General features: G+C 52.8%; 9 protein-coding genes. 4 read left to right on the top strand and 5 right to left on the bottom strand.

The features are described 5' to 3' along the window. The first annotated feature begins 35 nt into the window (after window positions 1-35). From EYO21_06820 to EYO21_06835, 4 genes are all read left to right on the top strand, one after another. Window positions 36-1,148: a hypothetical protein gene (locus EYO21_06820; GenBank protein ID HIB03516.1), complete on the top strand. Its 1,113-nt coding sequence runs from the start codon at window positions 36-38 to the stop codon at window positions 1,146-1,148. Continuing rightward, window positions 1,145-2,080: a hypothetical protein gene (locus EYO21_06825; GenBank protein ID HIB03517.1), complete on the top strand. Its 936-nt coding sequence runs from the start codon at window positions 1,145-1,147 to the stop codon at window positions 2,078-2,080. Before EYO21_06820 ends, EYO21_06825 begins: the two co-directional genes overlap by 4 nt. After that, window positions 2,080-2,979 carry a hypothetical protein gene (locus EYO21_06830; protein ID HIB03518.1) on the top strand — a complete coding sequence of 300 codons (900 nt, stop codon included), beginning with the start codon at window positions 2,080-2,082 and terminating at the stop codon, window positions 2,977-2,979. Before EYO21_06825 ends, EYO21_06830 begins: the two co-directional genes overlap by 1 nt. 215 nt (window positions 2,980-3,194) lie before the next feature. Further along, window positions 3,195-4,862 (top strand): T9SS type A sorting domain-containing protein, encoded by a 1,668-nt coding sequence (locus EYO21_06835; protein ID HIB03519.1) that lies wholly within the window; start codon window positions 3,195-3,197, stop codon window positions 4,860-4,862. Here the strand turns inward: EYO21_06835 and EYO21_06840 are convergent, their stop codons facing one another. The 5 genes from EYO21_06840 to EYO21_06860 are packed head-to-tail and all read right to left on the bottom strand — an operon-like array spanning window position 4,863 to window position 13,797. Beyond that, the gene (locus EYO21_06840) at window positions 4,863-6,215 is read right to left on the bottom strand and encodes a hypothetical protein (GenBank protein HIB03520.1); all 1,353 of its coding nucleotides are present in this window, start codon (window positions 6,213-6,215) and stop codon (window positions 4,863-4,865) included. It abuts the gene before it with no gap. Further along, a complete protein-coding gene (locus EYO21_06845) occupies window positions 6,215-7,225 on the bottom strand; it encodes a PorV/PorQ family protein (protein HIB03521.1) in 1,011 nt (336 codons plus the stop codon). The genes EYO21_06840 and EYO21_06845 overlap by 1 nt, the downstream gene beginning before the upstream one ends. Continuing rightward, window positions 7,225-10,005: a TonB-dependent receptor gene (locus EYO21_06850; protein HIB03522.1), complete on the bottom strand. Its 2,781-nt coding sequence runs from the start codon at window positions 10,003-10,005 to the stop codon at window positions 7,225-7,227. Before EYO21_06850 ends, EYO21_06845 begins: the two co-directional genes overlap by 1 nt. Beyond that, window positions 10,002-11,558 (bottom strand): hypothetical protein, encoded by a 1,557-nt coding sequence (locus EYO21_06855; GenBank protein HIB03523.1) that lies wholly within the window; start codon window positions 11,556-11,558, stop codon window positions 10,002-10,004. The genes EYO21_06850 and EYO21_06855 overlap by 4 nt, the downstream gene beginning before the upstream one ends. Before the next feature lie 52 nt (window positions 11,559-11,610). Then, on the bottom strand, window positions 11,611-13,797 hold the full coding sequence (locus tag EYO21_06860) for a T9SS type A sorting domain-containing protein (GenBank protein HIB03524.1): 2,187 nt from the start codon (window positions 13,795-13,797) through the stop codon (window positions 11,611-11,613). Window positions 13,798-13,808 lie beyond the last annotated feature (11 nt).

Here is a 13,808-nt window from a genome sequence, read left to right on the forward strand (position 1 = left end):
AAGGCGACAGCACCATCAGCTGGGGAGGGAAATCAATGTCAGCCTTGCCTGTCACCGTTCCCCAAAGCAATGTGACTTATGACATAGCCATCGGTGACAGGTATTACTGGATTGCGAGCTGGGCAGGGGGTCTTCGGCGGCTCAATCGGAGTGACATTACGGGGGGTTGGAAGCGTGTTCCTCTGTCGGATGACAACAGGACCGATTTTCTTTGCGGTCAGCAGTATGACGGTTACCAGCTCAATCCCCGTGATCCCCCTCAAGGGAGCCATAACCACAAGGCATTTTCAGTCATTAGTTATGGAGACACCGTCTGGGTGGGAACTGCCAATGGTATAAACCGAGGTATTATGGACGCTTCTGGATGTGTAGACTGGAAGCACTACTCATTTCCTGTATCCTCAATGTCTGGAAACTGGGTTATCGCTATTGAGAAACAGGAATGGAAAGGCCTGCGCACAATCTGGGCCGTGACCCGGGCGGCCGATCAGGCTGGTGAAGAGAATGGGATCAGTTTTACCCAGAATGACGGTGAAACATGGCAAACGGTCTCTCTTTTGAAGGGAGAATATGGTTATAACATTTTCGCCGTAGACAGCCTGGTTTATATTGCTACACGTAACGGTCTCTGGCGCACCCAGGACGGTCAAAGTTTTGCCCTTTACAGACCGGCTATAGACAAGGCGCGAAGTGATGAGATTATTGATAACGATGTCTACGCTGTTTTGCATGACAAACGTCCCTTTTATGATGATGCTTTATGGATTGGGACCGGGGACGGTCTGGCACGGTCACATACACCCAGTTCCAATGAATCTATCTGGCAGATCTACAGGTCCAATGTTTCCTCCAACACACCTTATGCTTATCCCAATCCCTTCTCACCATCTCTCCACAACCAGCTGGATGGTGATGGTCATGTGAGGTTTTATTACAAGGCGAAAAAATCAAACCTTATCAAACTGACCGTTCTCAGCTTTGCCATGGAAGAGGTGCGAACTATCAATCTCGAGCGTGGTGAGGGACAAGGAGCCCTCAAGTGGGACGGCAGGGATGAAGCGGGGAATCTGGTGGCTAATGGCACATATTTTTGTAATCTGTTCTACGATAATGCTTCCCACTGGGTGAAGCTGGTGTTGGTGAAATGAAGGGACGTTTAACAGTTGCCCTTTTTATACTATTGCTTCAAACTGTCTCAGCTGAAGGGATAGCCGGTTACGCCGGCAGCTTCCTCCGGTTCGGCACCACTGCATACTCCATGGCCATGGGCGGTGGCTTTACGGCTGCCATCGATCCCGGTTTTCCCGGTTATCACAACCCCGCCGCTGTCGCTTTTTTGGATAAAAGGAGCGGCTCAGTCCTGCACCATTTTTTGCCGCTGGATCGTTACCTTGTCTCAGCTTCTTTCTCAACCAAATTGCCGCCCACAGGTGGCCTTGGAATCGGTATCGTCAATGCCGGTGTGGACAAGATCGACGGCCGGAATGCTGCTGGCCATCAGACCGGAACTTTCTCAACAGAGGAGTATGGTGTTTACGTTAGTTTTGCCAATGAATTGGTGTCGGGACTCAGTCTTGGTGTGAATGTGAAAATGTTTTATCAGACACTTCCCATGGAAGGGACAGTAAGTGGTAAGGGGACGGGCGTTGATGCAGGGATCCTCTACCGACGATCCAAGAATTTTGAGATGGGACTGGTGATCCAGGACTGGGATGCTGCTTACGCCTGGAATACAGGCGATGTGTTTGAAGAAAAGGGAAGCACTTACGAAGATCGGTTCCCGCTTCAGGTCCGCGCCGGTTTTGTCTATCGGCCGGGATCCATCGATGTGATTGGTGACTACACCTACTTCCGCGTTGGGGAACATGTCTCGGCTCATCGTCTTCGTGCCGGTGGTGAATACAGACCTATTGAACGGGTGGCAGTCCGTGCCGGGATGAACAACTTTTCTCCCACGGTGGGCCTGGGTCTCAACTATACACTTCTCCAACGGGACGATGCATACGTGGACTACGCTTTCATCCTCGGACGTCGGGGAGAGGGGCTGACACACGTTTTCACCTACGTCCTGACTTTTTGATGAAAACTGTTTATCTCTGGCGAGCTGTTATCAGCCTTGCCCTGCTCACCATGCCTCTTAATGGGATTGGCACCTCGTTTCTTAATGTACCTTTCACACCTCGTCAATTGGCATTGGGCGGTGCGGGAATGGCCCTGTGGGGTGATCCTTCACTTTTTAGGCTTAATCCTGCTTTAGTGGTTCAGGAAGTCCCTGCTACTGAAGTTTATTTTGGATATAATGCCTGGCTGGCCGATGCTCGGGGCCACTCTGTTGTGGTGGCCCACCCTTTTCTGGGTGGCACTCTTGGCCTAGGACTACGCTCACTTACCATCAGCGATCTGGAATTGAGAACATCCCGACCCACTGATGATCCAATCGCCAACTTCACTACTTCCGGTACTACAGTTGAGGCCGCCTGGGGAAAAGGAAATGACAAGATTCGATGGGGCGGTACTGTGCGGTGGCTCCAGATGGAGTCTTACATTTATGCGTCTTCCGGTGTGGCGTTTGATGCGGGCGTCAATGCTTCTCTTCTGGACGGACGGCTGACGGTCGGTGCTACCCTACGAAATAGCGGTCAGATGAAGGCTTTCAAAGAGACTGTCCCATCATTGCCAACCACCATCTCTGCCGGTCTTGCCTTCAGACCGATCTTGAACGAATCGCCAATTTCAACTGTTGCAGCTTTAGCTTTCGAGTCTTCAGATGCATATGGCACAGTTTTGAGAGTGGGTGGTGAAACGGGCGTAAAGGATATTACTTTAACCTACGGTGTGAGGATTGGAGAAGAGGTGACATCTATTGCAGGCGGGATCACATTTCGGATCCGTGTTGTCTCCATAGCTTACGGTTTTGAAGTGGCGTCTCACAATCTGGGCATACCTCACCTGTTGCAGGTTAAGTTAATTTTACCCTAAGGATAGCGACCTTATCATCCAATGATAAGACTAGGTTCCGGCAGATGGCAGGACACCTAACCTGCGTATTTGAGTGATATTACGCAAAATTGTGGTTATTTTGCTTTTGTAAATTCATTTTGAATTTTACCCTTCCTCATATTGCTTTCACTGGTTGTCTAATCCTGATTTTTTTCCAGCCTGCTTCCGCCCAGACAAGTTATACGGTACGGGTCATGACATACAATCTCTGGAATTACGGTGGTGTGAGTGACAGCGACAATGACAGGGAGGATGACCTGAGGATGGTTATAGGTGAAACAGAACCCGATTTGCTGCTTGTTCAAGAGGTGGAAAACGAAACTGGCTACACCCGGTTTTTGGAGGATGTTCTGAACCACACTGGAGAAAACTGGGAGGGGGCCTCCTTCAAGGATCAACCAGATACTGATATCGATATTGCCCTCTACTTCAAGAGCGGCAGGTATGAGGTCGTTTCAACGGGTGTAGTGAACACCACATCAAACTGGGGCCATCGTGACGCTGTAGAGTTTGTGGTGAAGCATCTTCCGTCCGATCGAAAAGTGAGGCTCTACGGTGTACATCTCAAAGCGGGCTCCAGCGACAGCGACGCCGCCGACAGGGAATCGGAAGCCTCGAAGCTGCGCCTGTATCTGAATGATCTCGATGCCGAGACCCACTTCCTCGTCATGGGCGACTACAATGTTTATGATGGGGATGAGGACGGTTTTCAGCGGCTGGTGGAATCACAGGATGACAACGACGGCCGACTGTTCGATCCCATTGATCAGATTGGCGCTTGGCACAACAATTCTTCCTTCGCCGCCATCCACACGCAGGCGACGCGTGCATCTTACGGCGGTATGGATGACCGGTTTGACTTCATCCTCACATCTGAGGCGGTTCTGAATGCCACCTCCATCAATTATAAGGAGGATTCATACTCGGCGTTCGGAAACGACGGTACGCGATGCTGTAATGAGGCCATCAACAGTGGGACGAATGGTGTCGTTTCGGCGGAGGTTGCCAACGCCCTCCACGATGCTTCAGACCACCTCCCGGTTAAAATAGATATGGAATTCATCGGCGCCGAGGCAAGCCAGTACAAGATTGTCATTAACGAGATCATGAAAAACCCTTCGGCCGTCAGCGATGCCAGCGGAGAATGGTTTGAACTCTTTAACGCCGGTGACACAAGAGTTGATCTCTGTGGATGGACCGTGAAGGACGACGACAGCGACGAATTCACTGTTACTTGCGAGTCCGACGTTGCAGTTGAAGCGAACGCGTACATGGTTCTCGCGCCCAACGGCGAAAGCAATTCCAATGGCGGCCTGTCTCCCGATTATGTGTACACCTATGGCGATTTCAAGCTAGCCAACAGCGATGATGAGGTTATTCTTCTTGATAATTCAGGCGGGGAGGTAGACAGGGTTGAATACGAGGGGTGGACGTTCCCAGATCCCACTGGAGCATCCATGGCCCTCGTGAATCCTACAGCGGACAACAATGAGGGCACCAATTGGACCGTCTCAACTCAGTCGTATGGTGTTGGCGACAAAGGGACGCCCGGTGAGGCCAACGTCAACATCGCCGTGCAAGCTCCGATAGTGCTCCCGATCCATTTTGAGATTTTGCAGAATTACCCCAACCCCTTCAATGCCGTCACCCATATCCGATTTAATGTAACTCAGAGGGCTGATGTACGCATTTCGATTCACGATTTACGTGGCGGGGAACTTACGGTACTGGTGAATGGTCGAATGGTAGCTGGTAAGCACAAAGTTATGTGGGATGCGTCTCAGTTTCCTAGTGGCCTTTATTTTTGTCGGCTTGACGCGGGAGAGGAGAGGGTCACGAGGAAGCTCCTCCTGTTGAAGTAGCTATTCGTCCGGAGTCACGTTTTCATCTACGGAGTTAGAGAGTCGGTATCTCACGATCCTTGAATTTGCTGTATCGCAGACATAGATAATTCCCCGTTCGTCCACAGCCACGCCCCGAGGCGTGGCCAGGATACCAGGCCTTTCCACGATTAGAAACGTGTCCACCAGGGTCGAATCGCCTTCACTGAAAACCCAGATAGTGGTATCCACCGTCACTTCCACAATCCCCGCTTTCTTGAAGAAATCCCCGTTGGACTTGAAAATCTGAATTTCATCGGCCTCAGTGTTGGCAACGTACACCATCTGCTTTTGGTCAACCGCTACATCGGCCGGTTTCGAGAACCGCCAGAGATCCATGATGTCATTCGAGCCCTGTTGGAAGACCGAGGGATAGGTGGTGTATCCGCCGGAAGAGACCGGCCGAATCTTGTGAACGGAAAAGAATTCCCCCGATTGGGCGTAATAAATATTTCCGGCGAAATCGACATCGACCGCGGTAGGGGCGTTCACAGTGCCGGCTCCAGTTCCGTAGCCTACTACCGTTTGACCAAACACGCCTCTGTGTGTCCATACCTCCTCACCGGTGGTGAGGTGAATCAGCTGTGATTGCTGGAAATCAATCCTTACGATTCGATCGTGGGCTTCATCGGTGAGATAGATGTAATCGCCGTCCGCTGACGAAATGCCGGAGTAGAGTGACTGACCGCTGTTGAAATAGATGTCCTTCTCAGAAGTCTGCTCCACGCCGGCGTCAAAGAAAAGGTGCGGTTTGGAAAGGGAGTCGATCAGAGACTGTTCCGACGACCACACCTCGTCGCTCATTCCCCACTCCTCGCTATGGAGCTTAATGTACCACTCGGCAGTCCCCGCTGAGACAGACACTTCCTCTCCGGAGGAGACGTTCACAAAAACCGCTCCCACCATTACCTCTTCGATGCCGTTCTGTTGCCACAGTTGATTCCACCGGTAGACACGGCGGGAGCCATCGATCATGAAAATATTCATTTTCTGATCCACATCCACATCGATGGGGGCGAACGGCTCCCCCGAATGATCCTCCAGGCTCCGGAGGTCATGGAAGTCTTCGAGCATCGAACCGTCCTGCTTCAAGACGAAGACCGTCCGCGCAGCCGAGTCGGCGATGAAGAGGTGGCCATCAAGCGCGATGGATATTTCGACGGGAGAAGAGAATCCGTAGTTCGAATCCCAGATGGGATTCATCAGGAGATAGGTGGTGTCGCCTGCGGCAAACTCCACATCTTCGTTGATGATCGCGGGCAGAGGCATCTTCTCTATACAACCGTAAGTGAGTAATAAGAAACCTCCGAAAGCCGTCAGTATGAATCTTCTCATCAGAACTCTACCGCCAGACTCAGACGGGTTGGGTCGGAGAGGTGAATCAGGTTGGTATAGGCAAAATCGATTTGTAGTCTCGCCGATCCTACTGGAACATAGAACCCCGCGCCGAGAGAGAAGTCTTCCTCTTCCACATTGAATTTGTAGCCTCCCCGAAGCGCCAGTGAATTCAGCAGAACGTACTCGAATCCGGCAACGATGTTCTCGGCGTTATCCACGGGGTGGTTGAGCTGAAGCGAAATAGTGAGCGAATGGTTCAGAGATTCGATAACCTCCATGGCGCTCCCCACCCGGAAAATGGTCGGTGGTGAGAACAACTCAAATCCAGAATCGATGATCACCTCATCGCCTGTTTCGCGATCAAGGATAAACCGCTTGTAGCTTCCCTCAGGCTTGGCCTGTGGCCCGAAGTTGGAAAGGACAGCCGAGAAGCGTAGCGTACGGAAACCTGTCCAGTAGAAGGTGCCCATATCGAGGAGCATGGACCGCATCCGATTCCCCGCCAGATTCTCCTCCACATGCTTCAGCGTTATACCGAAAGTGAAACGGTTGGACATTTTCACACTGTAGCTGAGCCCGATGAATTGATTCTGGAAGATGAAGTAGTTTCCCGTGCCATAAGGTAAGTACTCGGTGGTCTCCTTCATGGGCGCCATGTGGAGTATACCGGCGGAAAGCCCGAGATAATGACTTCCGGCCAGGTGGTGAGAGATCCCTAGAAAGTCGTATGTGACGTCAGCCGGCCACTGGACTCGCGAGGCGGAGAGTTGGGTGCCGGAGAGTTGTCCGATAGCGGCAGGATTGTAGAAAAGGGAAGATGCGTCTTGGTGCAGGGCCACCACTGCTTCTCCCATGCCTGCGGCGCGGGCACTGGCGCCGATTTTTAGGAACGTGAACACCGACGTCCCCACGCGCTGACCTCCCAAGATCGGAAATAAGTTCTGTTGTCCGAAAAGGGCCAACGGGAAGAATGTGAGTACGAGAAATCTTCTGAGGCTGAACGTCATCAGAACTTCACCTGAAATCCGATGATGGCCGTTCGCGGGGTCCGGAAGCGGGAAGGATCGAAATTGGGATTGGGCGCCTCGATCATGCTGTAGGGAATGATGACGCCAGGATTGTACTCCCTTCCGGTGAAAGGATTAATCCGGCGGGGAATGTGCTGATTAAAGAGATTCTCCACTTCTGCCACCCACCGGAGATTGACACCGCCGACGGACATTTTCTTGTAGAGCTTCAGATCCACGTTCGAGACTGGATCTTTCGCGAGGTAATAGTAAGGCTTGTCATCCTCCACCGTGCCTATGAAGTAGGTGACACCATCCAGTTCGATGAGGCCGTCGGGATACTCCTGTGTGCCGGGGATGGATCGTGTGTACCGCCGCCCGCTCTCGAATTCGAACCGCCACGACATCCCCCATCCTGAAGGATGATCGTACGAGATGTTGGCGAAGGTCTGGAATGGTTTGTCCCACCTGAGAAACACTTCGTCCAACGGTTTCTCCCGAAGCTGACCGGCCTGGACAAGAAGATTGTCATCGGGGTTTGAGCTTTTACCCGTGGCGATGGAATAGTTGAAGTTCACATCGGCGTACCAGTTTGTCAGCAGACGGCTCTTGAGAATGATCTCGATCCCACGGGCTCTCGCATAGTCCGCATTGAGATACATGAGGAACCGAAGGTGGGCATACTTCGGATTGGAAGGCGTGATGTTCTGAGAAGTCTCGTAGTCGAACATGTCCTTCCAGTATGCCTTCATTTCGAGGACCTGATCTTCGCTGAAACGGTGCTTCAGCCCTATTTCATACTGTACCGTCGTTTTCGGGCTCAGGTTGGGATTCCCGAAAACCTGATAGGTGGAGGGGGCAGTCGTGTTCAGTTTCGCGTAAACGTACTGAAATGTGGGGAGCTGAGAGAAGTGGCCGTAGTAAAAGTAGAGAACATCGTTGTCAGTTACGGGGTGAGAGATGCCGACTCGGGGAGAAAGCCTCGCCTTACCGCGATATCCCAGAAATTCGAACGTCTCCTCATTGAATCTGGCCCGCGCCTCATCGGTGACGGTGATGGCGTCAGGATCGGCTATGGCGTCCTCCACATACTTCCCCGGGAACCAATAATCGTAACGGAGCCCGAGATTTGCGGTCATTCCTTCGAAAACAATCCTGTCTTGGACGTAGAATGCGCCGAACAAAGTTCTTGCGCGGTAAGCGTCATAGTTGATGCCGAAACCCGTCGTCCCCGTCCATGGTTCGTCTATGTCCACCACCTGTATCTCAGTGGAAGTCAGCTCCAAGCCACCCTTAATCTTGTGCTTACTCAGGGTCTGGTGGGTCCAGTCGAGATCGAGCCGCGTGTTGTCGCTGGAGAGATCATACCATTCCGGCGAAAAGCCCGTATCGTAGAATTCGTCACCATACGTGATGCGTACATTTCCGTCCCTGTCCCGGATGATGTAATTGACAGGCTCGATGTCGAGGCGCTCTCGGTAATCGGTCCAGTGGAGGTCCTGAACTGCGCTGTGCTCCAGCGTCAGGAATTGTCCAATAGTGAGTTCGTAGAAGCTCCGTGGACTCAGAGTGTGAGTCCAGTTGATCTTCGCGAGGCGCGATTCCCTGGTGATGGTGTTGTAGTTGTCAAGCATCTTGCTGTATGCGTAGGGAAAGTAGGTGGTGGAGAAGGCTCTCGGCATAAAGAAGCCCTGATTGATGTTCAGAGAAATATCGTAGGAGGCTGATAGTTTTTTCACCTCGTCCAGATGCCAGGAGAGTTTGTAGAGCGCATGCCAGTCGTTATTCTCGCGCGCGGCCAGTCTTCCAAGGAATTCGTCTGCTTTTTGTGTTGACAGACCAGAAGGTGGAATCCAGTTACGGTGAGGGTAGAGTTGCTTCGCCGCCGGCAGGTGTGAATCGGAGATCTTCCCATAGGCGTTGGCAAAGAATGAGAACTTCCCCGGAAGGTCCAGTCCCAGCCGCGGCGCCATAAGTTCGAGTAGAGGTGAAGGGCCGCCGAGATTCATCTCGAACCGGTCGCTGTTGAAGTGCTCGAAGGCGCCGGGCGCCGCACCCCAGTGATCACTCAGGTATTTGATGCTCCCCTCAAACTTGTCCCTTCCCTCCTTCAAGCGGATGTTGACAACGCCGGACATGGCCTGTCCGTATTCGGCATCGTAGCCTCCGGTGATAATCTCCAAATTCTCGATACTTTCGACATTGACGAACAGGTTTCCCGAGTAGCCCGAGAGAGGGTCCTTGATGGAGAGTCCGTCGATGACATAAAGGGTCTCATCAATCCGTCCACCGCGAATATGGATTTCGTTATTCACCTTCGTGACGCCGATCTGCTCAGCGAGAATATCTTCTACACTGTTGACAATCCTGTTCTCAAGGTCGTCGCTGGAAAGCTTGGTGATGGAGGCCGTTTCGTCCACATCGAAGAGCGGTTTCTTACCAACTACCACTACCTCTTCGCCTAACGCGAGGACAGTCTGCTCCAGCTGGAAATCGACTGTCGTCGTTCGTCCAGCGTTCACCTTCACACCGGTCCTCAGGATCACCTTGTAGCCGATCATGGAGACTTCCATGTCGTAGCTGCCGGTCGAAACGTTAGTAATTCGGAAGTAGCCATCAGCATCGGAAGCGGCGCCATAATAGGTCCCCTTCACGATAACATTGACGCCGGGGAGGGGCTCACCTGTTTCACTGTCAGACAGTCTGCCTTCTATAGAACCTTTTTCTTGCCCTATGAGTGGAAGCGCCACCAAAAGAAGTAGTGTCAACCACCGGTTCACAACCGAAACTCTTCCTTCAACAGGTAGCGGATGAATCTCGCCGCCGAGCCTGTTCCTTCCATTAGCGGTTCCGAACCATTATGAAGAGGCAGTGTCATGAAAACAGCCTTGCCTGAGAGGGTGGTTGAATTGACCCTGAACTGATTCACCGCACAGACATTTGGTGTACCGAGCCAGCCGTCTGTCACTCCCGGCTCCTGAAGTCGGTAGAGGCTTCTGAGGTATGGCGCTCTTGTGGTGTCCGTCTCAAAGCCCCGGACGCGGATGGCGATCAGTTTGGAGAGCGAGAGATCGAGCGATGAATCCCACTGGGCGTGGAGCTCGGTCCCCTTCAGCATCCGCCCTGAAGGGTTCAGGGTAAAAGTGGAATCGATGGGGAACCAGGCGAGAGTGGTGTCCTTCAGCTCGGCGGTGTTCAGGAAAAGGTTGCCGCCGTTGGCTAGGAAGTTGGCGATGTTTGCGCCTGCCTCGTTGTATGTCTCGGATCCAGTGTAGGCGGTGTACCAAATCACATGATCGAAATAATTCAGGTTGGCGTTGATGTCGGCATTGGAGTAGGGGAGCTTATCGCCGATCTCCCAGACCGAATACTCGCCGTTTTCAGTCAGTGTGTCGAGGATACCCTTGTACCATTTCTGGGCGCGGTTGTATCGGTCCTGAGGAAAATCGTCCACAAGAAGTGTGGCGCCCACAACAGGCATGACAACCCAGTGGTTGGGAGTGGTAAGATCATCAGTCTCCGGGAACCGGATGGTGTTACTCTGGGCGCCGGCGATATCCCTCACTTTCGCATAGAAGGTGTGGGCACCGACCTCAAGATTCGTTACCGTTACACTGGAGTTCAACGCTGCGTCCAGCCAGTGCCAGCATGTGGCACAGGTATCATCCACAGCGTAGAAAACATCGGGCACCGTCTCGATGCCGTCCTCGTCTTCGATATCCCAGACAAACGTCCGCGTAGGGAAGGTGAAATTGGTATCGCCGGGATCGTTCACCAGCGGGTTGCTCCTGTACCTGAAACCGATCTGGGGTGCCGAGTTTCGTACGGGGATCACCAACCGGGCCGCCGTTGAGTCCGTGAGGCTGTCGTTATCCACGGCCACCACTTCAAAGGTGAATACATCCATCTCCGTCTTGAGAGGCAGGAAGAAGAGACCTGACTCCTTCGTGGTGAATGTCCACCCGTCATTCACATTCCATTTGTATTGATACCCAATAACGTGTCCGTCTGAATCTTCACCCCACCAGTTGAGGTTCTGTTTGCTCGTGGTTATGGTTGTAAACGCGTTGCCGAGGGTGTCCCACAGATAGTCCGGGTCGGGCGCTTCATCCATAGAATAGACCCAGGCAGTATCGAGATAGCTTTCGCCGGTGACGGGATCTGTTTTCTCTTCCACTGACCCGATGCGGGCATAGAGCGTCTCCCCCGCTATCAGTGTGAGGTATGTTTCGGGTGCACGGTTTGAAATGGGTGCCGATGGATCGGCGTACTCCCAGAGATCGCAACTCAGTGTAAGAACCGCGACTGCTAGAATCGGCGAGAGTTTTCTCAAGTTACATAGTAAATGCGGGGCCCCGGTGAACCGGAGCCCCACACAACTTACTTTATCTGACCAGCGTCATCTTCTTATGATCGATGAAATCGCCAGCCTTAACTCGGTACATGTAAACGCCTGAGCTCACAAGCTGACCGAGATCATCCGTACCATCCCAGTTGATCACATGAAATCCGGGATCGAACGTCTTTTTTGACAGCGTCCGAACCTTGAAACCACGGATGTCGTAGATCACGACATCGACCTGTTGGCGTTCCGCAATCTCGAACCGGATCCGTGTGGACGGGTTGAACGGGTTGGGGAAGTTCTGGTACAGCTTGTAGGTGTACGGTGTGATGTCCTTTTCAACATCGGCTGTCACCACGCCAAGATCTGCTTCATCTCTTACCTGGATCTTGTAGGTGCCGAAGCTGAAGTTGAAAACACCAGCCACATAGTCCACCTGCTGGAACTGCTTCAACGCCTCGAGTTCGGCGTCCCCGGCAGGGGTTGCCATATCATCATCCATGAGGCAGAGACCCTCGGTCTCATCCCAGATGGACCAGTCATACGAGTTGATGGAGACGACCATGGGATCTTCCACGGTGACGACCACACCTTCGTAAGACTCAACCTCATCGGCGTCCTGCGAAAGATCGGCGCTCTTCACGAGCAGTGATGTGATGCTGCCCCCGGTTGAAACCTTTGTCACTTCCGTCGCTTCGATCATGGTGTTGTTGTCGTACTTGAAGTGATAGGAGGGGTTATACTCCTCAACTGTGCCGGTGACGCTGATGCTGTCCCCTCGTGAGAGGACTTCAGTGCCATCGTAGTTGAAGATGATTCCGTTCCACGGCGCGCTCGTCGCCTGCATGGCGTAGCCGCCGTACCCGGCGTTGTTCTGAGCTGTATCAGCAGTGACAATGCCTGCAACGGTCACTGCGCATCCGGCGAAAGGAGAATCACCTCCCGACCATTTGGTGTACTGAAGGTCGTAAATGGTCAGATTGCCCGTCTTGGTAACATAGCTGTACTGTTGCACCGCTGTATCACTGGGGAGGGTCGCGGACATGGCCGAGTTTTGGCCATCGCCATCATCGGTTGCCTTCACGTAATAGTGGACCCTCGCCCCATCCGTGCTCGTGGCGGGGATGGTGCCTGTGTAGGTGGTACCGGACGTGTTCGTCATGGCCACTGACTGATACGAACCTGCATCGACAGCGTAGTAGATCTCTGCCGATGTAATAGTCGAGTTATCGCTAATGGACACCGTGACTGTCACGGTGGAATCCGGTTTTGGCACGCAAGGTGACCGGCTGTAGTCCTTGATGGCGGGAGGGCCGCCGCTGATGACGATATCTGCAGGATAGAGCGGCTCCAGCTTATAAGCCGTGGAATCGCTGTTGCTGCCGTAGTGGTGGTAGACCCAACCTTGGATGGAATCCACGAGTGTACCAACAGGCGGTCTGCCGTTTTCTTCTTGCCATGCCGCGATCTCGCCCGAATCGTCATCGATCCTCACGGAACCAGAGCCGTCATCCACAGCCCATTCACCGTAAGAAAGATCGTTGTTGGTTACCGTCGCTCCCTTCACGCGGACAATCACCGTGCCCCACTGTTCAGCCTCTGTGGGCCACCGGAGGTCACCGGTTTCCACCACCTCAACGGGCGGTGTGTCCAGACCGGTGTCCAGGATTTCGATGGGCTCCGTAATGAACAGTTCAGTCATGTTGGCTGGACCTGTGGAATACTCAGCGATGTATCCCGTCGCCCGCACGTGATCCCCTTCATAGAGCACAGGGAATGCCGTGCTGTCGGGATCGTACGAAAGAATGGAGCTCCACGGTCCGCCGTTAACATCCTGATAGATGAACTTAATACCGGCACCAGCATAGCTGAGACCCGTAGGCATGGTGACGATCCCTTCGATGCTTACCGTATCCCCAGTCATATAGGAAAAATCCGACTCCTCATCCGTGCCAGCTTTTATGAGATCACTGTATAGGACTTGCTGAATGCGCTGAATTCGCGTATTGCCAAGTTCTACGACGTCATTCGCCAAGCGTGGCAGGATCTTGAAATTATCGAAGCTGTAGTCGAGAACGCCCACAACCTCTTCCAGACTATCACCATCGGCAGGGGTGTAATAGTAAGCCATTACATCGTCTAACCTGACGATTCCTGAAGTATCGGCCACGGACCATTCGCCATAGCCGAGATCGGCCGAATCGACGACAGCATCAACTACGCGTACCAAGACGCCTTCGT

Source organism: Candidatus Neomarinimicrobiota bacterium, assembly GCA_012964825.1.
Lineage (GTDB): Bacteria > Fidelibacterota > Marinisomatia > Marinisomatales > S15-B10 > UBA2125.